21 protein-coding genes are annotated in these 23,595 nt (G+C 30.8%); 5 read left to right on the top strand and 16 right to left on the bottom strand.

Annotated elements, in window-relative coordinates; all coding sequences use genetic code 11:
• Positions 1-117: 117 nt before the first annotated feature.
• The 9 genes from CRN98_RS07010 to CRN98_RS06970 all read right to left on the bottom strand — a co-directional run bounded on the left by CRN98_RS07010 (position 118) and on the right by CRN98_RS06970 (position 10,820).
• Positions 118-456, bottom strand: coding sequence for a hypothetical protein (locus tag CRN98_RS07010; protein WP_097026715.1), 339 nt, complete (start codon positions 454-456; stop codon positions 118-120).
• 174 nt (positions 457-630) lie between these two features.
• The gene (locus tag CRN98_RS07005; RefSeq protein WP_097026714.1) at positions 631-1,896 is read right to left on the bottom strand and encodes a sensor histidine kinase; all 1,266 of its coding nucleotides are present in this window, start codon (positions 1,894-1,896) and stop codon (positions 631-633) included.
• Positions 1,897-1,899: 3 nt separating this feature from the next.
• Positions 1,900-2,619: a LytR/AlgR family response regulator transcription factor gene (locus CRN98_RS07000; protein WP_097026713.1), complete on the bottom strand. Its 720-nt coding sequence runs from the start codon at positions 2,617-2,619 to the stop codon at positions 1,900-1,902.
• Between the two features lie 333 nt (positions 2,620-2,952).
• On the bottom strand, positions 2,953-4,245 hold the full coding sequence (locus tag CRN98_RS06995; protein ID WP_097026712.1) for a homoserine dehydrogenase: 1,293 nt from the start codon (positions 4,243-4,245) through the stop codon (positions 2,953-2,955).
• 33 nt (positions 4,246-4,278) lie between these two features.
• Positions 4,279-5,598, bottom strand: coding sequence for an aspartate kinase (locus CRN98_RS06990; RefSeq protein WP_097026711.1), 1,320 nt, complete (start codon positions 5,596-5,598; stop codon positions 4,279-4,281).
• Positions 5,599-5,622: 24 nt separating this feature from the next.
• Positions 5,623-6,510 (bottom strand): homoserine kinase, encoded by an 888-nt coding sequence (thrB, locus tag CRN98_RS06985; protein WP_097026710.1) that lies wholly within the window; start codon positions 6,508-6,510, stop codon positions 5,623-5,625.
• A gap of 8 nt (positions 6,511-6,518) precedes the next feature.
• Entirely contained in the window at positions 6,519-7,997 is a 1,479-nt protein-coding gene (thrC, locus tag CRN98_RS06980) for a threonine synthase (RefSeq protein WP_097026809.1), read from the bottom strand.
• A 288-nt stretch (positions 7,998-8,285) separates the two neighbouring features.
• Positions 8,286-9,578: a hydroxylamine reductase gene (gene hcp / locus CRN98_RS06975; RefSeq protein ID WP_207653580.1), complete on the bottom strand. Its 1,293-nt coding sequence runs from the start codon at positions 9,576-9,578 to the stop codon at positions 8,286-8,288.
• Positions 9,579-9,953: 375 nt separating this feature from the next.
• Positions 9,954-10,820 carry a DegV family protein gene (locus tag CRN98_RS06970; protein WP_097026708.1) on the bottom strand — a complete coding sequence of 289 codons (867 nt, stop codon included), beginning with the start codon at positions 10,818-10,820 and terminating at the stop codon, positions 9,954-9,956.
• Between the two features lie 435 nt (positions 10,821-11,255).
• On the opposite strand from CRN98_RS06970, the gene CRN98_RS06965 reads away from it, so the two are divergent.
• On the top strand, positions 11,256-12,917 hold the full coding sequence (locus CRN98_RS06965) for a Na/Pi cotransporter family protein (protein ID WP_097026707.1): 1,662 nt from the start codon (positions 11,256-11,258) through the stop codon (positions 12,915-12,917).
• A 126-nt stretch (positions 12,918-13,043) separates the two neighbouring features.
• Here CRN98_RS06965 and CRN98_RS06960 read toward each other — a convergent pair whose 3' ends face one another.
• On the bottom strand, positions 13,044-13,337 hold the full coding sequence (locus CRN98_RS06960) for a hypothetical protein (protein ID WP_097026706.1): 294 nt from the start codon (positions 13,335-13,337) through the stop codon (positions 13,044-13,046).
• A 152-nt stretch (positions 13,338-13,489) separates the two neighbouring features.
• Here CRN98_RS06960 and CRN98_RS06955 point away from each other — a divergent pair, with 152 nt between their 5' ends.
• Positions 13,490-14,386, top strand: coding sequence for a patatin-like phospholipase family protein (locus CRN98_RS06955; RefSeq protein ID WP_097026705.1), 897 nt, complete (start codon positions 13,490-13,492; stop codon positions 14,384-14,386).
• 144 nt (positions 14,387-14,530) lie between these two features.
• On the opposite strand, the gene CRN98_RS06950 is transcribed toward CRN98_RS06955, so the two are convergent.
• The 4 genes from CRN98_RS06950 to CRN98_RS06935 form a co-directional block, all read right to left on the bottom strand.
• On the bottom strand, positions 14,531-15,802 hold the full coding sequence (locus CRN98_RS06950; RefSeq protein ID WP_097026704.1) for a cytosine deaminase: 1,272 nt from the start codon (positions 15,800-15,802) through the stop codon (positions 14,531-14,533).
• A 12-nt stretch (positions 15,803-15,814) separates the two neighbouring features.
• A complete protein-coding gene (gene codB, locus CRN98_RS06945) occupies positions 15,815-17,077 on the bottom strand; it encodes a cytosine permease (RefSeq protein WP_097026703.1) in 1,263 nt (420 codons plus the stop codon).
• Between the two features lie 280 nt (positions 17,078-17,357).
• On the bottom strand, positions 17,358-17,804 hold the full coding sequence (locus tag CRN98_RS06940; protein WP_097026702.1) for a GNAT family N-acetyltransferase: 447 nt from the start codon (positions 17,802-17,804) through the stop codon (positions 17,358-17,360).
• A gap of 127 nt (positions 17,805-17,931) precedes the next feature.
• The gene (locus CRN98_RS06935) at positions 17,932-19,674 is read right to left on the bottom strand and encodes a WG repeat-containing protein (protein WP_097026701.1); all 1,743 of its coding nucleotides are present in this window, start codon (positions 19,672-19,674) and stop codon (positions 17,932-17,934) included.
• 182 nt (positions 19,675-19,856) lie between these two features.
• Here CRN98_RS06935 and CRN98_RS06930 point away from each other — a divergent pair, with 182 nt between their 5' ends.
• The 3 genes from CRN98_RS06930 to CRN98_RS06920 all read left to right on the top strand — a co-directional run bounded on the left by CRN98_RS06930 (position 19,857) and on the right by CRN98_RS06920 (position 21,105).
• Positions 19,857-20,174 carry a spore coat associated protein CotJA gene (locus CRN98_RS06930; RefSeq protein WP_207653579.1) on the top strand — a complete coding sequence of 106 codons (318 nt, stop codon included), beginning with the start codon at positions 19,857-19,859 and terminating at the stop codon, positions 20,172-20,174.
• Positions 20,175-20,254: 80 nt separating this feature from the next.
• Positions 20,255-20,518, top strand: a complete 264-nt coding sequence (locus tag CRN98_RS06925; protein WP_097026699.1) for a spore coat protein CotJB — start codon at positions 20,255-20,257, stop codon at positions 20,516-20,518.
• A 14-nt stretch (positions 20,519-20,532) separates the two neighbouring features.
• Entirely contained in the window at positions 20,533-21,105 is a 573-nt protein-coding gene (locus CRN98_RS06920; RefSeq protein ID WP_097026698.1) for a manganese catalase family protein, read from the top strand.
• A gap of 73 nt (positions 21,106-21,178) precedes the next feature.
• On the opposite strand, the gene CRN98_RS06915 is transcribed toward CRN98_RS06920, so the two are convergent.
• Positions 21,179-22,033 (bottom strand): methyl-accepting chemotaxis protein, encoded by an 855-nt coding sequence (locus CRN98_RS06915; RefSeq protein WP_097026697.1) that lies wholly within the window; start codon positions 22,031-22,033, stop codon positions 21,179-21,181.
• Positions 22,034-22,222: 189 nt separating this feature from the next.
• Positions 22,223-23,578, bottom strand: coding sequence for a DUF711 family protein (locus CRN98_RS06910; RefSeq protein ID WP_479723514.1), 1,356 nt, complete (start codon positions 23,576-23,578; stop codon positions 22,223-22,225).
• Positions 23,579-23,595 lie beyond the last annotated feature (17 nt).

The raw sequence follows: 23,595 nt of genomic DNA, 5'->3' as shown, positions 1-23,595 counted from the left end.
TCTCAATTTTTTGTCAAAACTATAACCTACTAAAAATATTATTGGTGAAATACTTTTTACATCTACAGGAACACCTCCTGTGCGCATTTTAGAGCCTATATCTGGCACAAGGTGATTTCAAAATTCTTCTGGTGTAGAACCAATAATACTCAAAAAAACAAACAGCATAGATAGTGCGAATAAACTATCTATTCCAAGTGTGTTTTTATCATTTTTACCTAAAATTATTTCCTTAGGTTTTATTTTTAATAAAAAAATACAAACAATTGATAGTAATAGCCAATGTATATCATCATTTAATGATTTTCTTGTATAAAAATCTAATTTTGAAAAATTAATTATATTAACTCCAAAAGTAAATATGGTTATTATACAAATTAATCCTATTTTATTTATAGTTGACTTTAAATTATCCTGTGTTGTATTTCGTGTTGTATTTCGCATTCTCTCACCCATATTATAATTTCTTACAATTTATAAGTTCAGTAGAATCGCCTATCTTACTTTAAGCTAAGTTATTTACTAATTTAACCTCGTTGGTTTTATATTACCAAAAAAAATTACATTATGGGGAAACATGGCAGAATGTATATACAATTTTGGTAAAACTAATATTTTTTCTTTATTTTCCTAAATAAAATTATAAAGTAATATACTTACAGTAAAATTACTATCATCATAATCTATATCCATTATTCCATCATATTTTCTTACAACAGTTTCTACGCTTCTTAGACCTATACCATGATTGTCCTTATCTTTTTTTGTTGACTGTAATTTCCCATTTCTAGATAAAATTCTTCCTGAATAAGTGTTAGTTATTATTATATAAAGAATGTTTCTATCAAATTCAATTTCTATTTTTATCTCCTTGCTTTTACTGTTTTTTATAGCATAAATAGCATTATCCATTAAGTTACCTAAAATGACATTTAAGTCAAAGGAATCTATTCTTAACTTGTTTGGGATATTTACAACAATATCAACTACTGCTCCTGCCTTTTTTGCTTCATGTATTTTATAATTAAGAATACTATCTACATCTAAATTTTGTGAATTTACATACTGATTTGATACATCTATAAATTCTAAAGTGCTTTCTAAATAATCAAGAATATCCTGCTTCCCGCCTTTTTGCATAATATCTTGAAATTTGAAAATATGATTTTTCATATCATGCCGCATCATTGCTATATTATCCTGTGATTGCTTTATAATCTCAAATTGATTTATATATGAGTTACTTTGTTGTCTAAGTAATTCCTTTTCATATTTCTCTTCATAGAATTTTATGAGCATATCATACAAATAAAAAATCATTACATTTATACCTAATAAGCAAGTCAAGCTTAAAAGACTAGGAATAGTTCTATAATTAGATAAAAGCAGTGTAGAGGCAATAATAATACTACCTACTGGAATGGAGAAAACCGCAACCCATTGTAAAACATTTGCATCGTACTTGTTTTTATGATTTATTACCTTATCAAATACAAGTACAAATAGATATAACACTAAATTAGATATGATGTCAGCAATTATTGCTATCTCATGTATTGTATTTACTTCTTTCATGAAATTATAGACTATACCTTTCAAACACATATTTTCTGAATAAATTAATGCCGTTGATATTAACCTTGTTGATAGCTTTCCTGGATATATAAAAGTTAACGCAAAAAATAATAATAAATTAGATGATAGGTTCATAAGAGGTGATTCAAAGAATATATGTACAAGACTATTAATTATAAAATATATAGAAAGTGATTCTATCTCAACCCTTTTATTTGTATTATTTCTATCAAAAAATACATTCATAAACCTAAGAATCACATAAACACCAAATAAATTTGAAATTAAATATAATATATTATTTATATTTAAAATATCCATAATTTATTTTCTGCCTTTCTTGAGGTTAAGCAATTTTTGTCTAATATCTTTTCTGTGATTCTGGCTTATAGGTAAAATATCGCCATTTGTTAATTTGATAGAATCATATTGATATTCTGCAACATAAAAATAGTTTACAAGATATGATTTATGAATGAATAAGAAATGACTATTTCCAATTACCTGCTGTACATCAGAAAGTTTGCGATAACATTCTTTTGTACTATCTTTTGTTATTACTCTAATTTTTTTCATTTCACTCTCAAAATACAAAATATCTTTAAGAGGTATTTTATATAATGTTTTTCCACTGTTAAACTCGAAGAATTGATTACCTCTTTGAGATAATTCTATAAATTTTTTCACAACTTGCGTAATCTTTTCTTTGCTTAATGGCTTTACTAAAAAGTTCATAGGCCTTATCTCAAACAAATCCATTGCATATCCTTGCTTTCCAGAAATGTATACTATTTGAACAATATCATTTTTCATTTCCTCTCGTATTTTCCTACCAACCTCAACACCATTTAATAACTTTAATTCAATATCTAAAAAGATCAAATCAAAGTTTGATTGGTTTAACATATATTCACATAGTTCTTCTCCTGAATAAAACACCTCCACTTCAATTTTTTCGCTGATTTCATTACTGACTTTTAGTATTATATCTTCAATTTGACCACATATCATTGATTCATCATCACATATTGCAATACGAAACATAATAAATTCCCCCTCTTCTTCTCTAGCCTATCAAAATGCCTGTATACATAATATATTAACTCTAAAAAATCTCTTTTACAGCGTTATGATGAAATATAATTATATGTGTTAATATTCTAACATATATCATTATTCATGTAAATTTTTAAATAATACCCAATATCATCTCATATCTTCCTTCCAACTCTATAATTAACGTATATATAAATCCCTTAAACCCTAAAATCAGCTGAAAGAATTAATGATGTTTTATAACAGCAGAAGCTTATATTCAAATGCTTTAAAAAGAACTGTTTCATAGCGCATATTCATACACTATGAAACAGTTCTTTCTTAGTTAGTTGCTAGATTTTCTATTCTTATTACATTTTCAATTTTCTCTGAATCCTCTAAGGCACTTATCATATTAATAGAATTATTTATATTCTGTTCTACTGTGCTATGAGTTATAAATACTAAAGATACCTGCTCCTCCCTTTTTCCTTTTTGAATAACAGAAAGAATACTTACATTATTTTCGCCAAATATAGATGATATCTCTCCTAGGACACCTGGCTTATCCTTTACTGTTATTCTAATGTAATATTCACATTGAACCTTTTCCATATCTCTTACTTCTCTATATTGATCATTTTCCAAATATGTATGATAAGCAAACTTATCCTTATTTCTTAATATAGAAACTATATCTCCTACTACAGCACTACCTGTAGGAAGTTCTCCAGCACCTCTACCATAGAGCATTAAATCTCCTACTGCATTACCCTTTAGAAAAATAGCATTAAAGGAGTCATTTACATTAGCTAATGGGTGTTCAGCAGGTATCATAGTTGGATGCACTCTTAATTCCAACTCACCATTTACTTCCTTTATTATACCTAATAACTTTATTACATAACCAAATTCCCTTGCATATTCTATATCAATAGGCTTTATATTGGTTATTCCTTCTCTGTAAATTGAATTTACATTTACAACTGTATCAAATGCTAAAGATGATAAAATGCACAATTTATAAACTGCATCAAATGCTTCTACATCTGAAGTAGGATCTGCTTCAGCATACCCCTTATTTTGAGCTTCAGCTAAAGCTTCCCGAAAACTTATTTTCTCATGTGTCATTTTAGTTAAAATATAATTTGTAGTGCCATTTATTATCCCTATTACTTCTTCTATCTTATTTGCTACAAGATTATCATTTAATCCATGAATTATAGGTATTCCACCTCCAACACTGCCTTCATAGTGAAACATTACTCCTTCTTCTCTAGAAGTTTTAAAAAGGATTTCTGCGTTTGTAGCTATAGCCATTTTATTTGCTGTAACTATATGCTTCTTTCTTCTCATCCCCTGTAACATATAGTCAATGGCAGGTTCTACCCCTCCCATAACTTCCACAAGAATTTCAATGCTGTCGTCTTCAATAATCTCTTCAAAATTTGTAGTGAATAACTCCTTTGGTACTTCCAGGTTTCGTTCCTTATTAATATCTCTCACAAGGATTTTACTAATTTCAATATCGTATCCCGATCTCTTTAAAATTTCATCTTTGTTCATATTTAATATTTTCCAAACGCCTTTACCCACATTACCAAGGCCTAATAAAGCTATTTTTACTTTTTGCATACATACTTCCCCCAATTCATAATTTATAAAGGCTTATTTCGAAAATGCGTTATATATGGCTCTTACTGCATTTTCAAAATTACTATTTTCAACTCCTACAATTATATTTATCTCGCTAGAGCCCTGACTTATCATGGTTACATTTATATCTTCCTTGGCTAAAGCTTCAAAAATCTTAGCTGAGATTCCTATGGTCCTCAACATTCCTATACCAACTACAGCTACTAATGCTATATCAGGATGTACATCTATAGAATCAGGCTTGCATTTAATTTCTATTTCCTTTAGTATTCTCTCTAATTTACCATCAAGCTGTGATTGTGCTATTACAAGGGATACTGTATCTACCCCTGAAGGTATATGCTCAAAGGATACATTATTATCTTCTAATACGGAAAGAATTCTTCTGCAATAGCCCTGTTCTATATTCATCATGCTTTTTTCAATAGTTATAATTGTAAAGTCCTTTTTTCCTGCTACCCCAGTAATACTTCCTGCATAACTTGCTGGTGATAGGTCATTTATTATATAAGTGCCTTCATCATCAGGACTATTTGTATTTTTAATATTTATAGGAATACTTGCCTTTCTTACAGGGAAAATTGCTTCCTCATGTAATACTGTAGCCCCCATATAAGATAATTCTCTTAATTCTCTATAGGTAATATTTTTAATATTTTTAGGGTTTTCCACTATTCTAGGATCTGCCATTAAAAATCCAGATACATCTGTCCAGTTTTCATACAAATCTGCATTTACCCCTCTTGCAATAATTGATCCAGTTACGTCTGAACCTCCCCTTGAGAAAGTTCTCACATCTCCATTTGGCATAGATCCGTAAAATCCAGGTATTACTGCTTTATCTATCTTTAATAACTTTTTGCTTACAGCTCTTTGAGTTCTTTCTTCATCAAAAATTCCCTTTTCATTAAAGAAAATTATTTCTACTGGATCGACAAATTCATATTTAAGAAAATTAGCCAGTATAAGTCCATTTAAGTACTCTCCTCTACTTGCTGTATAGTCAGCAGATGCTCCTTGAGCTATATTAGTTTTTATCTCTTTTAAATATTCTTTAATATCAATTGTTACATCTAGCTCTTCTACTAATTCTAAAAATCTATTTTCAATTACACTAAATACATCTCCAAACGGAATGTTTTGCTCAACATGAGCATGGCATAAATAAAGTAGATCTGTAATTTTATGATCTTCTTTATATCTTTTCCCTGGTGCTGATGGAACTATATACCTTCTTTTTTCATTAGCTAGCGCTATAGATTTTACCTTATTAAATTGGTTACTATCTGCAAGAGAGCTTCCCCCAAATTTAGCAACTATTATATTATTCATTGTTATTACCCCACTTTTCAAAATTTAACATTCCCTTACTACAGCCCCTTTTAAGTCTAAATTAAGTTCTTTTACTGTCCATTCTTGATTTAGACTCTTTAATGATTGTTTTATACTACTCGAAAATATCATATTTTTTTCTTCTAACAATGCCATAATTGTAGGTCCCGCACCACTTAAAAATACTCCTAACGCTCCAAGTTCCTCACTGGTGTTTACAACTTCATCATAACTCTCAATTAATTTACCTCTATAAGGTTCATGAAGCTTGTCCTGACATGCTACTTTTAACATATCAAAGTTTCCATTTATAAGTGATGTTATCATTAAAGATACCCTTCCTATATTAAATACGGCATCTTTATATGATACTTCTTTAGGAAGAACAGCCCTACTCTTTTCTGTAGATAATCTAAAATTAGGAATTAATGCACAAAACTTAATTCCTTCTTTTATGTTTATTTTATCGTAGTACACATTATCATTTTCATAAATTGCTGTAGTCATACCTCCTAGGAGTGCAGGCACTATGTTATCAGGATGTCCTTCTATTTCTGTAGCTAGTCTTAATATATCATCTGTATCTAGTTTATTTCCTGCAATACTATTAGCTCCTAGTACTCCTGCAACTATACAAGATGCGCTGCTTCCAAGACCTCTTGATGGAGGTATATCTGACTTTATTGATATCTTTATTCCCTTTTCCTCATATCCTATTCTTTCGAAGCATTTTTTCATAGATGTATATACTAAATTGCTCTTATTCCTATACTCTTCTTCACAGCCTTCTATAATTAATCCTTTTTCTATTTCTTCTATATAAAACTTATTATATAAATTAAGTCCTATACCTAAAGTGTCAAATCCAGGTCCGAAATTGGCACTTGTAGCTGGTACTACTACTTCTATCATAATATCACCTATACCTTAAGAAAATTTTTTATTTCTTTTTTTATTTCTTCCTTTTTACACACATTAGTATGAATGATGTCTTTGTTCTCTATATTGCTTATAGCATTTGGAATCTTCACTCCTGCAAAAGCAGAAAGCTTATATACTAAATCGAAATCATCTAACTCATCACTGTCTATTTTTAATGCTTTACATACATCTCTTGGAAATTTGAATGGGCTAGCTGTAGATACAACTATAGTCTTTGTATTGTCTCCAGTAGCTTGTTTATAATCCATATATGCCTTATAAGCTACAGCTGTATGTGTATCAACCAAATATGATGTATCTTCAAAAATATCCCTTATAGCTTTATAAGTTTCTTCATCACTAGCAAAACTAGAATAAAAACTATCCAACTCATTTTTCATATCTTTATCTATAATGTATTGACCTTTATCACTTAGTTCTCTCATAAGCCTATCTACCTTTTTCTCATTTTCATTACTAATATGATATAAAAGCCTTTCTAAATTACTAGAAACCAGTATATCCATAGAAGGCGAAATAGTTACTTTAAAATCCCTATTTTTGTTATATCTGCCTTCATTAAAGAAATCACAAAGCACATTATTTTCATTGGATGCACATATCAACTTATTTATAGGAAGCCCCATTTTCTTAGCATAATATGCAGCTAATATATTACCAAAATTTCCTGTAGGTACAGCTATATTTATACTTTCACCTTCTTTAATCTCTCTATTCTTTAACATACATAGGTATGAATATATGTAATATACTATCTGCGGTACAAGTCTTCCTATATTAATGGAGTTGGCAGATGAAAGCATGCATCCCTTATCTTCTAATAATTTATTAAATTCCTTATCATTGAAGATTTCTTTAACAGCCTTTTGAGCATCATCAAAATTCCCATCTATTCCAACTACATAAGTATTTTTTCCTTCTTGGGTAATCATTTGCCTTTTCTGAATAGGACTTACTCCATTTTCCGGGAAAAATACTATTACCTTTGTACCTTCTACATCAGCAAATCCTTCAAGTGCAGCCTTACCAGTATCTCCTGAAGTAGCTGTAAGTATCACTATTTCATCTTTTATTTTTAACTTCCTGCAAGAAGTCTTTAATAAATGTGGCAATATAGATAAAGCCATATCTTTAAATGCTAAAGTAGGCCCATGATATAATTCTAAGAAAAAGTTCTCATCTATTTTAGCTACAGGAGCTATAGAATCATTAGTAAATTTATTATCATATGCCTTATAAACACAATCTTTTATTTCTTCATCTGTAAAATCAGTAAAGTACTTTTTCAATATATATACTGACAATTTTTTATAATCATAGGAAAGCAATTCCGAGAAAGGTATATCAATTGTAGGAAATTCTATCGGTATATATAATCCTCCATCATCTGCAATTCCTTTTATAATAGCTTCAGCAGAAGTTATTTCTTTTTTACATCTTGTACTTGTATATGCTATTCTCAAGAATATCCCCCCATTAATTGTACGATTTTTTTCTTTTATATTATGCTACAATGTTCCCTCACAAAAGTCAAGTGTATTTTTATAGCGAACAAATAATTCTTATAATTTCAATCATACAAAAAACACCTCAATAAATTGAGATGTTTCAAAAAGGGAGAAGGCGACCTTGGGGTAAGGTCGCCTTTTATGGGTTTAATGCATGTTTATGAGATTATTATATTATTGAGCTGTGCTAATTTGTAGAAATTAGGTATTTCAATAAATCGTGCATCGCTCTCTGGTTTAGCCTAACATTTTCTTAAGATCTGCTTGAGCATCTCCGCTTATTAACTGTAAATTAAATACATCCTGTAATACCTTTAATACTCCTGGAGTTATGAACTTTGGAGCTGAAGGTCCTACATACATATTCTTAACTCCTAAACTAAATAATCCTAATAGTACTGCAACAGCCTTTTGCTCAAACCATGATAATACTATTGTTAACGGTAATTCATTTATATCACATTCGAAAGCTTCTGCGAGTGCTATAGCAATTTTTGCTGCAGAACCTGAGTTATTACATTGTCCTAAATCTATATATCTTGGAATATCTGTTCCTGGAACTGTTCCAAAGTCTATATCATTAAATCTATACTTACCGCAAGAAGTTGTAAGAATTACGCAATCCTTTGGTAATGTATTTGCCATTTCTCTATAGTAATCTCTTCCTTTAGTTGGAGCATCACATCCTGCTATAACGAAGAATCTCTTTATCTTGCCAGATTTCACTGCATCTATTATTTCTGGAGCTATATCTAAAACTGTATTATGATGGAATCCAGTTGTAAGCACTTTATCAGACTGAATATTTGCCTTAGGTAATGATAATGCTTTTTCAATTATTGGACTAAAATCATTGTTTACTATCTTCTGGATATTTTGTAATCCTGCTGTTCCATAAGTCCACATTCTATCAGCATAATGTCCAGTAGTTATTGGCATTAAGCAGTTTGTAGTACCAAGAATTGCTCCTGGGAACTCTTCAAATAATTTTCTCTGATCATACCAAGCTTTACCTACGTTACCCTTTAAGTGAGCATATTTTTTTAATTCTGGATATCCATGAGCTGGTAACATTTCTGAGTGAGTGTATATATTTATTCCTTTTCCTTCTGTCTGCTTTAATAATTCTTCTAAAGCATAAAGATTATGTCCTGTAACTAATATACAGTGTCCTTCAACTTTGTCCTGTGAAACAACTACAGGTGTTGGAACTCCTAATTTTGAAGTATGTGCTCTATCTAATAAATCCATTACTTTAACAGCTGCAGTACCAACTTTTAAAGTCATATTTATGTGTTCTTCCAAGCTAAAGTTTGAATTAGTAAGTGTTGTATATAATGCTTCGTGCGCTATAGCATCTACTTCTGGATCAATATATCCTAATTCTCTTGCATGAGTTGCATATGCTGCTACCCCTTTAAGTCCAAATATCATTATATCCTGTAAACTTGCTATATCAGGATTCTTTCCACATACACCAAACTTAGTACATCCAGTCTGTGGTGTCTGTTCACATTGATAGCAGAACATTGGGTTTGGTTCCTGTACCACTACCTTATTTAAAGCTTCATTTTCTTCTTTGTTCTTAAAAAATCCAAACATATTATATCTCTCCTCCTAATTTAACTATTTATTTTAATTTTTTTAATTTCTTTATTTCCTTACTGTTTACAAGATATATAATACACTGGATTTTATACAAAATCGGTAACGTATGAAACTAAAATTAAAATTTTATACTTTTTTAGTATAGTTTTTTATTAAAGCTTGTATTATTCTTTATTGAGTCGATAAATCTTATAAATTGTTTAAGCACCTTTATATTTTACATTAAACATAAAAATCCTCCATATAATTATCCACTAATTATATGGAGGATTTTTATTCTATATGAATTTAATTAGCTTACCTACTGTCTCCTATGAAAAATAATGTCACAGTACCCGGGCCTGTATGCGATCCTATTCCTGGCCCAATTGGATTTATTATAAAATCTTTTACTTTAAACTCTTCAAGTATCATATTTCTTACTAGCTCAGCATCTGAAATACAATCACTATGACTTATAAAAATTACCTGCTCCTCTGGATTAACAACTCTTTCTCTAAACTTATCAACCAGTGTTTTAAGAGCCTTTTTTCTTCCCTTTACTTTAGCTACAGGTATAAGTCTACCTTCATCATCCACATTAAGTATAGGTTTTATATTAAGTAAAGTTCCAACCACTGCTTGAGCTCCCGATACACGTCCACCTCTTTTTAAGTGGTTTAAATCATCTACAGTAAACCAATGATTTACCTTTAGCTTATTTTCTTCTACCCACTTTACTATTTCTTCCTTACAGCATCCTCTTTTTAACATATCATAAACATAATAAACTATTAATCCTTCACCTAAAGATGCACTTTTAGTGTCAATTATAGTAATATCTGCATTTTCATATTCCTCTAATATTTCACTTCTAGCTATATTAGCACTGTTTATACTCCCGCTTAAAGCCGAAGAAAAAGCCAAATAAATTATTGATTTATTTTCCTTAACATGCTTTAAAAACTCTTCTTTATATATTTCTGAATTTACTTGAGCAGTGGTTGGCATTTCACCTTCCCTTACTGCATCATAAAATTCTTTATATGTTACAGTTTTCCCAAAGTCATCAACAAATTCCATTTTATTAAGCTTAACATTTATTCCAAGTGATGGTATATTATTTTTTTCAACGAAATCTCTTGGTAAATCGCTACAGGAATCAATTACTACAACTGTATTCATTAGGACTCCCCCTATCTATATTCTATAATTATACTATAATACATACACTTAGCCTATCTATTATAACTTATATTCACACAAAATTATACTATACATATGTTTTTAATTTCTAAATATATGTAAATTAACCTATACTTGAATAAATTTGAAAATATATTAATCATTTTTCTCGATTTCTTCTTTAAAATTAATTTTCTATTTTTATATTGATTATATGTGCTTGTATTTAAAAATTACATATAATATTAATCTTTTGTTATGTAATATATATAAATGTAAAATTTTTTTCACATAAAGCAACTAATTATTTACGCACATAAAACTATATTAATGAGCTTAACATAAACTTTACATTGAATTAATTTACTTATAACACTAATTTAATATCATATAGGAGTTTGTGATTAATTTTATATTAAAATAGGAGGGAACTAAATGAAAGAACTCATATTTGGACTCATTGGCGGAACTGCATTATTGATGTATGGCGTAGACATGATGGGTGAAGGTCTTGAAAAAGCTTCTGGTAATATGATGAAGAAAATACTTACTGTTCTTACAGGTAGAATATGGAGTGCATTTTTAGTTGGAATACTTTTAACAGCATTAGTTCAATCTAGTACAGCTATAACTGTATTAACTGTTGGATTTGTAAACGCTGGACTTATGAAACTTCCCCAAGCAATCGGAATTATATATGGCTCTAATATAGGTACAACTATAACAGCACAGCTTATGGCATTTAGTTTTAGTTTTAAACTTACAGATATAGCCTTACCTGTTTTAGGAATAGGATTTGGTATAAATTATTTTGCTAAAAATAAAACTCTTAAAAATGTAGGCCAAGCATTAATGGGCTTCGGTTTAATGTTTTTAGGACTTAAAATACTTAATTCTGGCGTGCCTTTTATGAAAACTAGTCCTACTCTTCGTTATTTCTTTGAAACTTATGCTTCTAATCCTATAGTAGGTATGCTTTTAGGTGCGTTAGCAACAGCACTTGTACATAGTAGCAGTGCAACTGTTGGTCTTGTAATGGTACTTGGTCAGGCAGGACTTATAGACTTAACTACATCAGTTTCCATAATGCTTGGTGACAATGTAGGTACTTGTATAACTGCACAATTAACAAGTCTTACTGGTAATATACATGCCCGTAGAACTGCATGGGCCCATACTTTGTATAACGTATTTGGTGTTTTAATTTGTGCTATATTCTTACACCCATTTGTAAATTTAATAGAAATCTTTACAAACTACATACAACCTGGTTCAGATATAAGTGCTCAAATAGCAAACTCACATACAGTATTTAATGTTATAAGTGCAATACTATTTCTACCTATAACTAAGTATTATGTTAGGTTCTTAGAAACAGTTATTCGTAGTAAAAAAGGCGATGAAGATAAGGCTATGTATCTAAATCAAATGCTTCTTACTAACCCTATTGCAGCTTTTAAAGCTACACTTTCAGAAATAACTCGCGGCGCAGAAATTTCAAAAACAATGGTTTCTGATATAATGAGTTATATAAAAAATAACGATACTAAATCATTGAATAGAATTGAAAAATATGAAGGTAAGATAAATACTCTACAAAAGGAAGTTACATCTTACATTGTTGAAATATCTCATCAATCTTTAACTCACAATCAATCTCTATTAGTTCCTACTATGATAAGTAGGATAAATGATGTAGAAAGAATTGGTGATCATGTAATAGAAATAAAAGATTTAATAAGCAGCTCACAAGACAAACATCTTGAGTTTACAGAAAATGCACAAAATCAATTAAAAGTTATTGAAGATACCGTAACAAAAATGTTTGATGATACTATTTTATCATTAAAAAATCATGATTTAAATTTAGCAAAAGAAACCTTAAAAATAGAAGATACTATAGATTCCTTAACGAAAGAATTTGAGCTTGACCATATGAAAAGACTTCATGATGGAGACTGCTCCGTAGAATCTGGTATATTATTTCTTGATATACTCTCTCACTTAGAACGTATTGCAGACTATGTATATAAAATATGTATTTCTTTAACAGATGACCTTAAACCCCTTATTGAAAGTGACTCAAAGATAGGGTAATTATCAGTAACCATTTCCCAGTTACAAATAATTTTTAATCATCAATATTAAGTCCTTAATTTAAAGTTAGTAATATTTAAATTAAGGACTTAATTTTTTCTTTCTTCTTTAAATATATAAACAGCGTTATTCATTAAATCTTCTCTCTAAATATTTAACATATTCCTTTAATTCGTCTATTTGATCTTGTAAATCTTTAATATTATCATTGTTATTAGAACCTTTTCCATCACTTTCTTCATCATCTTCTTCATCTTGCTGATTTATTGATTGTATAAGTAAAATATTATCACCTATAACAGTTAAAATGTTTCCTACAAATTCCTGCTCATCAGAAGTTAAATTTTCAGCAATTATTATACTTATAAAAGCAGTCAATATAAGGATTTGGTTGGCATTAATACATTTCTTTTCCCCCATATGTTCTTACCCCTCTTATTATACCTATATTTTATATTATTTAAATTTTAATAAAGGGTTCTTAGTTATCCTTATAAACTTAAGCAATTCTTATTCCCACTTTATTTATAAATTCATAATATATATAATGCAAAGAATTTTTAGGAGGAATTATGAATACAGACCTAGTTTTTGAAGGTGGAGGAGTTAAAGCTATAAGTTATGTTGGAGTACTTAAAGCATTAGAAGAAAAAAATTATAAAATACTCCGATGTGCTGGCACTTCTGCTGGCGCTATAATCTCTGCTTTAATTGTTGCAGGATACAATTCTAAAGAGCTAAAAGACATAGTTTACAATACAGACTTTAAATTATTTAATAAAAATACAATGGTAGGAAACATACCTATTATAGGTGGATTTATCTCATTACTAGTGAATAACGGAAAATATGATGGTTCTGTAATTGAACAATGGATGGATACTTTACTTAAAAAAAAAGGGATTACAAAATTCAAAGACGTTATTGTAAATGGTAAAAGCATCTTAAAAGTGATAGTTGCAGATATTACCAAAAGAAAAATGATAATACTTCCAGATGATTTACCTGAGTATGGACTTGATCCTTTAGAATTTAGTATTGCCAGGGCTGTACGAATGAGCTGTTCTATTCCCTTTTACTTTACTCCTGCGAAACTAGAGTATTCTAACTCTATAAGTTATATTGTAGATGGAGGTTTACTTAGCAACTTTCCAATATGGATTTTCGACTCAGATAACACTAATTATCCTACCATAGGAATTAAAATTAAAGACCTAGATAGTTATACCTCTCAAGGCAAAACAGGTATACTATGTTTTTTAAAAGATGTGATTGATGCTCCAATAAACGTAGATCCAGAAAACTTTGTAAGAAACAAAGATAAATTAAGAATTTTAATCATTGACTATGGAGCTAAGATAAAGGCCAGTGACTTTAGAAAAATAGATAAATATATAGACCCGCTAATTAAAAATGGATATGATCAAACTTTGAGTTTTTTAAAAGTTCGGTGTCGCTTGAATAGTTAATAGTCCCTAATCTCTAGTAACTTGAAATTTTAGAATAAAGTGTTTTGTATACTAATACGGGGTACTAGGATTGAATGAAACCTTACCATGAAAGTTTTCTGAATTTCATGCATCCTAGCACCTTAATTTCTACTCCTAAAAGCGTTATTCACTTTTACTAAAGTCTATAATTTTCTCTTTATCATTAATATATACTATTGTCTCATTTGGAACAGTTTTAGAAATTATTTTCCCGCCTCTTATTGAATAAAGAACTGATACTTGCCTTCTAACTGCTTCGTAACCATTTTCTACTGGTAGTATTATAAGATTGCCTGGTTTTCCTTCCTCAATTCCATACTCATCTAATATATTTAATGTTCTTGCACTGTTTTTACTTATTAAATCTAATGAATTATTTATTTCATTATAGCCCATTACTTGGCATACATGAAGTCCTAAGTGAAGCACTTGAAGCATATTTCCTGTTCCCAAGGGATACCATGGATCAAATATATCATCATGTCCAAAGCACACATTAAGCCCAGCTTCCATTAGCTCCTTTACTCTCGTTATTCCTCTTCTTTTTGGATAACTATCAAATCTTCCTTGAAGATGAGTATTAACTAAAGGATTTGCAACAAAATTTATACCTGATAGCTTTAAAAGCCTAAATAATTTATAGGTATACGCATTATTATAGGAATGCATCGCTGTAGTATGACTGGCAGTTACCTTAGGCCCAATATTATACTCATAGGCTTTAGCTGCCACCACTTCTAAAAACCTAGATTGTTCATCATCAATTTCATCACAATGTACATCTATGAGTTTATTGTATTTTATTGCAAGTTCAAATATCTTTTCTATAGACTTCACTCCATATTCTCTCGTGAACTCAAAGTGAGGAATTCCCCCTATAACATCCGCCCCTAGTTTTAGGGATTCTTCTAAAAGTTCAAATCCATTTGGATAAGAAAGTATTCCCTCTTGAGGAAAAGCTACTATTTGAAGAGTAACATAGTCCTTTAGTTCATCTTTAACTTCAATTAAGGCCTTTAGAGCAGTTAATTTTTCATCTGTAACATCCACATGGGTTCTTATATATTGAATTCCATTAGCTATTTGCCATTCAATCGCCTTTTTTGCTCTAGCTTTAACATCTTCGACTGTAAGATATGGCTTTCTCTCTGCCCAGCACTGAATTCCTTCAAATAAAGTTCCACTTTCATTCCATCTAGGCTCTCCAGCAGTTAATGCTGCATCTAAATGCACATGAGGTTCTATGAACGGTGGCATCACAAGGCCGCCTTTTGCATCTATTATATTTTCATCTTTTAAATCTATGTTTTTATGAATTTTATTTATAATTCCATCTTTTATTAATATATCATAATGTCCTTCTCTTCCTTGTAATACTGCATTTTTTATTAACATAGCATTCCTCCATTAAGCACTTATTTTTATATTTTCCTTTTCTACATTCTTGTTATATACAACTTTTTTAATTACTACATGACATATCAAAGCCACGAGTACTCCATTTATAGAAGTTATTCCTGGTAAAAACTTAGCCGCTAAAACTCCTACCACCCATGCGATTATTGCTGATAAATCAACTGCATTAAAACTACTTTCATTAATACTTCCATATTTACCTTTCCTAACTATAAAGTAATCTGCAATGATTATTCCACCTATAGATGGTATTAAAATTCCCAGTAAATTTAACCAACTTACAAAGTTATTGTAAATATATAGTGCACCTAAAGTTCCTATAATTCCATTAAACACTACAATTTTACTTTTAGGTATTTTAGTTATATTTGAAAAGCCAAGACCTGAGGCATACAATGCATTGTCATTAGTTGTCCATATGTTAAATCCAAGTATTATAATAGCTGGTATTATAAGACCTTGTAAAAACATAACCTCTGATATATCTGACTGACCTGTAACCATTGCTCCTACTGCTCCAAATATGAACATAAGTGAATTTCCTATAAAAAATGCTACTGCTGTAGTTAAAACTCCTACCTTTTTATTTTGTGAAAATCTTGCAAAATCTGGTGTTAAAGTACCTCCACTTATAAAAGAGCCTACACACATAGTAAGTCCCGTGCCTATAGCTAGAGTTTCTTTTGGCTGAATATTTATAAGCCCTTGAATTCCTCCTACAGTAGCTACTGCCTTAATTACTGAAAATCCTCCAAGTAGTGCTATAGATGGTACTGCTATTATACTTAATACTGTAAGTGCTTTTATTCCTAAATAAGCTGTGGACGTCATAGCTATTCCTGCTATAAGAATTAATAAATACAAGTTTATGCCAGTTACCTTATGAACTGGAATTGCAAACATAGCAACCCCTACTCCAAACCACCCTACTTGAGTGATACCAAGCAAAAATGATACCAGATAAGAACCCTTTTCTCCAAAGGAATATCTAGCAAGTAAGTGTGTTGAAAGACCTGTATCTGATGCAATATATGCAAGTAAACTTGTATAAACCCCTAAAATTAAGTTACCAAATAACACTGTTATTAAAAAATCCTTAAATCCTAGTCCTATTCCAAGAGATCCCCCTGTCCACATGCTAGCTGAGAAGAATGTAAAACCCAACATTACCGCGAACATGGACAAAAATCCCTTCTTACTTTCATTTGATACCTCTTGAAGTGAAAAATCCTTATCATAATTTTTATTACTCATAAAAACCCTCCTTAATTTTTATATCAGCACCATTAAGGAAAGAGTAATTATAAAACACAAAAGCTTCCTTTCAGGAAGCTGAAAGGAAGCTTTTTTTATGTTTTATAAATTACTTAACTTATCAATAATTTGAAAACACATTAAATTATTAATATAACTTTATTTATAATACATTCCGCTAACCTTGTCAGTCTCTCTGGACCGAATTAAAGGTACTGATATCTATTTTTAACCATTATTTCACAAAAAATAAAGCTTGTCAAGATAATATTATTTCCTGTTAATTGGATTCATAAACCATTTCCACATGTGGAATGCCATCTTCGCTATAGATTTCTGAACATTCCTTAAACCCAAGTTCCTCATATAAATTTTTTGCATAAACTTGAGCTGAAAGTTTTATGCATTTTTGTTCCATTTTTTCTTCAATTACTTCAATAGCCTTTTTAAGCATTTTTATAGCAAGGCCCTTTCTTCTATATTTTTCACTTATAAGCACTCTTCCTATAGCAGCTTCATTATAAGACACCCCTGGGTATAAAAGTCTACAGTAAGCTACTATATGTCCATTTTCCTCCAAATATAGGTGCAGTGCTTTCAAGTCCTTGTCATCACACTCTTCATAAGGACAGTTTTGCTCCACTACAAAAACATTTATCCTTTCTTGTAAAATTCTATAAAGTTCATAGGAAGTAAGTTCATCAAATCTTTTTACTATCCAATTCATCTTAGTCTCTCCTTATGTATTTATCTAAATTAGTTTTTAATACTAATTTTAAAACCTATTTTAAAAATTTTCAAGTCACTTGCCAGGCCCCAGCAACCTGACAAGTGGCAAAACTGCATACTAAAAACTAGTGAAAGCTTCTCCAAAATTCCCCTTGGGTATTAATAATATTCATTATTTCACTAAATGGTATTTTAAAAGTAGGAAACCCTGCTGCAAAGGGAGCTATTTCATAGGGAGCAAAATAAATATATAAATTGTTTTCATCCACATAAAATGGCTGATTTGCTGATATTCCCTTATAGGCACCTGGAAATAAATAAGAATACTTATCATCATTCTTTATTTGTTCCCCTATAATATCACTAATAACTTTTACATAATCACTATTAGGCTTAAATAAATCCTTTAATTCATAAAATCTTCCATTCACAAGATTTATGTGAGGATACTGCTTTGTAGGCATTCCGTGTGCGGCTCCAAAATAATACTGATAATCATTAAGTTCTAAAACAGCCAAGTTCTTTTTAAAAAATTCTATCAAAAAATCTCCTGTATAGTTATAGTCAAGCTGAACATCACTACCTATATTCTTAACTTGAGACAGCTCCTTCAATTTTTTATTTACTTCTTTCTCTACATCCTTGTTATCCATGCCCTGTACCTGTGGATAATACACTAAATAATTTACATTAGGTTTAAATTTTTCTTCTATAATCTTATATTTATCACTTAAAGGAATTATTGTATTTTGTTTCCATATAACCTTTCCTGTTTTATCTAGATAAGATACTCTATAATCTATATTTGCCTTTATTAAATTTTCATCCATAGATACTGTTCCGCCACCGCTTAACATGGGTAGACTTTTTACTCTATTTCCAGTCCTATCAATAAAAAATGTACTTTTATCATCACTTGCAGAAGCTAACCCATTTTTATACTCCGAAACATTATTATATATGAATTCCGTAAGAAATTTACCATTAATATCTGCAATTGCATATTTTGATCCTATATAAGGTTTTTCAGGATCTATGGCCTTCCCTACAGCTACCATTCCTTCTCCTAATAAGTTTACATCATTATACTCTGGCTTTATTATAAAGTTCCCTTTCTTGTCTATAAGCCCATATTTATTTTTAAAATCTTCAGAAGTATTTACTACAGCCCTTCCTTCTTTGAAAGCTTGAGCTCCTGTATACTGAGGTACTATGACAATCTTTCCACTTTCATCTATATATCCAAAATTCCCTCCTGTGCTTTCTTGAAAGGCTAAAAGCCCATCCCCCAAATCTCCTACAAAGGCATAATTATAAATTTTGAGTATATTGCCATTAAGGTCAATCATAGCATATTGATTATCTCTAATTTTAACTACTGCTTTGCCTTCTTTAAAGTTGCTAGCTGATTCATATTTAAGTGGTATTACTTCTCCTCCACTCGTATCCAAATATCCGTAGAGCAGCTTACCTTCTCTATTTTTATCATAAAACACAGCTCTTCCTTCACTGTAACTGCCTATATAGCTATATCCTTTTGGAGTTAATACTTTTCCTTCTTCATCTATTACTTTAAATACTCCATTGTCAACTACCTGTGCAAGCCCCTCTGAAAACCCTGTAATTGTTTCATATTTTGGTTCTATAACAAAATTATTAGACTCATTTATGACTCCAGATTTACCGTTAATTTCTACCACAGCTAGACCATTATCTTGGAAATCTTGAGCATAGTCATATTGAGGTTTAATTATAATATCACCTTTATTATCTATATATCCCCACTTTACTCCATTTAAAGTTTTAATAGATACAGGATATAATTTTGAAGCCCTATTTCTTGCAAAGATACCACAATTACACCACATAAAAAATTTTCTCCTACATTTATTTCAAAATATTATATGAAAATTTTTTTAATGTGTGATGGAATATCAGTAAATTTTCCAGCATAAACTATTACACACTTTTTGGGATTTTTGAATAGGATATTAGTGTAGTTAATATATAAGGAGTGAAATTCATAATGTACTACTTAGACCCTGATCCAATGTCAATGGATATCTTTGATGAAAATTACGAAACTTATGAGACTGATGGAATCGAAGAAACTATGCCTATGCAATCTCCAATAGACATGCGTAGCTCAAAATGTAGCTCAAAAGGTAAATCAAAAGGAAGGGCTAGATTTGAGAAATCCCAAGCAGCTTGTGGAAATATTAAAGCTAAATGTACAAGATTTGGTCAGGCATATGTTCCAGATCAACCTTACTGTAATTTAGTATCATTTAAAAAAGCTTTGTGCATTGGGACAATATTTGCAGACCTTTATGACCCTTATTATGACAAAGGCAAAGGCAAGTGCTAGGCACACGTATTTAATTAAAGCACAGACTTTAATTTTGTTTTAAAATAATATATTAAGTAATTTTAATAGGAGGAAATACAATGTCCGATTGCATAAGCAGAAAAGATTTGCTCGATAAAATCAGAGAAATAGAATTTGTTACATTAGAATTAAATTTATATTTAGATACCCATCCTACCTGTGAAAAGGCTTTTGCAGATTTTAATTATTATGCAGGCAAATTAATGAAATTAAAAATGTTATATGAAAAAGAATTTGGGCCTTTATTGAATTTTGGCTTTTCCCAAAACAAATATCCCTGGCAGTGGGCAAATGAACCATGGCCTTGGGAAACAGGTGAATAGGAGGGGATAAGAATATGTGGATTTATGAAAAAAAGTTACAATGTCCTGTTAATATTAAAAGCAAAAATATACAACTTGCAAAATATTTAATAACCCAATATGGGGGACCTGATGGAGAATTAAGTGCCGCTTTGAGATACTTAAATCAAAGATATTCCATGCCTACTGGAACCACCAAGGCAATTTGTAACGACATTGGAACTGAGGAACTGGCACATCTTGAAATTATAGCTACAATGGTTTTTCAACTTTTAAGAGATGCTACTCCTGAAGAAATGAAGGCTGCAGGCTTAGGTGGACAATTTGCCGACCATGATAAAGCATTATTTTATACAGATGCAACTGGAAATCCATGGACTGCAACTTATATTCAAGCTAAAGGAAATCCAGTGGCAGATTTACATGAAGACTTAGCCGCTGAAGAAAAAGCCCGTGTTACTTATGAATGGTTAATTACATTAAGTGATGATGAAGACGTAAATAAAGTTCTCAGATTTTTAAGAGAACGTGAAATAGTTCATTTCCAAAGATTTGGAGAAGCTTTAATGGAAGTTCAAGAAACTTTAGGAAGTAAAAAATTCTTCTAAATCATTATAAAAATTAGCTAAATTCTAAATTTAAGGCCGTATACATATATTCGTGTATACGGCTTGTTCTTTTTTAAATCACTTTTGCAACTTTTCCAATATCTTGGGCACAAATTGTTAACTGCTGAGCTGAAGCCGCAATTTCTTCCGTAGCAGATGCTTGAACAACAATTGATTCTGTTACCTCATTTATTTTATTAGACAAATTATTCATGTCTTTATTAATAACATTAAGTATTTCCTTAATTTCTTTTACTGAATTTGCACTACTTTCAGCTAACTTGCGAATTTCTTTTGCTACAACAGCAAATCCTCTTCCTGTCTCTCCAGCTCTTGCCGCCTCTATAGCTGCATTTAAACCCAAAAGATTACAATTTGCCGCTACTCCATTGACAAAATCCAGTATTTTGCTGGTACTTTCAATGTGCTCTGTAATACCTTCAGAAAGGCTTTGTATATATGTGATATTCTCAGATAATAATTGTGATGAGGCTGCGATCTCTTCAGACGTGGAAGCAAGCTGTTGCGATGAAGAAACAATGGTTTCGGTTGATTGGAATAAAGTATGTTGATTGCTTAAATTAAGTGCAAGATTTATTGTTCCAATTATTTTACCATCATTCCTTTTTATAGGTATTCCCGTGGTTTTAAATGGAACTCCATAAGCTTCTTTTGATACTTCCCCACTTTTAGATTTTCCTGAACTTAAAACCTTAGGTATGGTACTATCCTTTGGAAAAGGCTTTCCTACTATATCCCCAAGATTAATTTCCTCACCAGGAATAGAGCATATAAATTTTTCCTTATCAGTCATCGATATTGTATTATCTAGCGGAATTAAATCATGAAATAGTGGCATAACTTTTTCTATTATATTAAAAATTAACTGATTTTCTTCTTCGCTATATTCCACATTAAATTTACCCATTTTTATATACCTCCGTCCACTTTAATACTTTTATAATATTCCCCTATTTAAGTATACTAAGTCAGCATCTAAAAAACATCTAATTATTCAGAAAACATTTACTTCTTTATATAAAATATAAAAAGGCTGTTGACAAATATATTTTGTCAACAGCCAAAGATAATCATATTTATGATTATCTTTTATATACTAGTTTTTAAAACTATGGATCGGAGCTGGAATTTGACCACCCCTTTTAATAAAGTCGCTGCTACTAAATTTGCTTACCGGCATAACAGGCGCTCTACCTAAAAGTCCTCCAAACTCCACCATATCACCTACAACTTTCCCCGGAACAGGAATTATTCTAACAGCCGTAGTTTTATTATTTATAACTCCTATCGCCGCTTCATCTGCAATAATGGCAGAAATAGTCTCAGCTGAAGTATCCCCAGGAATTGCAATCATATCAAGACCTACAGAGCATACACAAGTCATAGCCTCTAATTTTTCTAAGTTCAAAGCACCATCTAATACTGCATCAATCATTCCAGCATCTTCACTTACAGGAATAAAAGCGCCACTAAGACCTCCGACCCTAGATGCAGCCATAACTCCACCTTTCTTTACTGCATCATTTAACAGGGCTAAAGCAGCTGTAGTACCTGGAGCACCAGCTCTTTCAAGTCCCATTTCTTCAAAAATATGAGCTACGCTATCTCCAACTGCTGGAGTAGGCGCTAAGGATAAGTCTATTATTCCAAAAGGCACATTAAGTCTTCTGGACGCTTCTGCTGCAACTAATTGCCCCATTCTTGTAATTTTAAAGGCTGTTTTCTTTATAGTTTCAGCAACTACATCAAAACTTTCCCCTTTAACAGATTCAAGAGCTTTCTTTACAACACCAGGTCCGCTTACACCTACATTTATTACACATTCTGCTTCCCCAACACCATGGAAAGCGCCTGCCATAAACGGATTATCCTCAACTGCATTTGCAAATACCACAAGCTTAGCACATCCAAGACCATCTGTATCTTTAGTAAGTTCTGCTGTTTTCTTTATGACTTCCCCCATTTGTCTAACTGCATCCATATTTATTCCTGCTTTACTTGTAGCGATATTAACAGATGAACAAACCTTTTCTGTTACACTTAAGGCTTCTGGAATAGATGCAATTAACTTTCTATCTCCTTCAGAATAACCTTTATGAACTAGAGCTGAAAAACCTCCTATAAAGTTAACCCCTACAGTAGAAGCAGCCTTATCTAAAATCTTAGCAAATTCAACATAGTTTTCATCATTAGAGCATCCAGCAATTAAAGATATAGGAGTTACAGATATTCTTTTATTTATAATAGGAATTCCGTATTCTCTTTCTATTTCATTTCCTACACTAACTAACTTTTCAGCATATCTTGTAATTTTATCATATATCTTTTGACGAGCCCTTTTACCATCAGAATCACAACAATCCATTAGAGAAATTCCCATAGTTATAGTTCTAATATCTAATTTTTCTTTTTCTATCATCTTAATTGTTTCAATTATTTTGTTTTGATTAATCATATCTACACCTACCC

This window comes from Clostridium peptidivorans (genome assembly GCF_900205925.1).
Taxonomy (GTDB): domain Bacteria; phylum Bacillota; class Clostridia; order Clostridiales; family Clostridiaceae; genus Clostridium_AK; species Clostridium_AK peptidivorans.
Note: the sequence above shows the minus strand (reverse complement) of the source record. Positions and strands in the feature narration are given on the sequence as shown.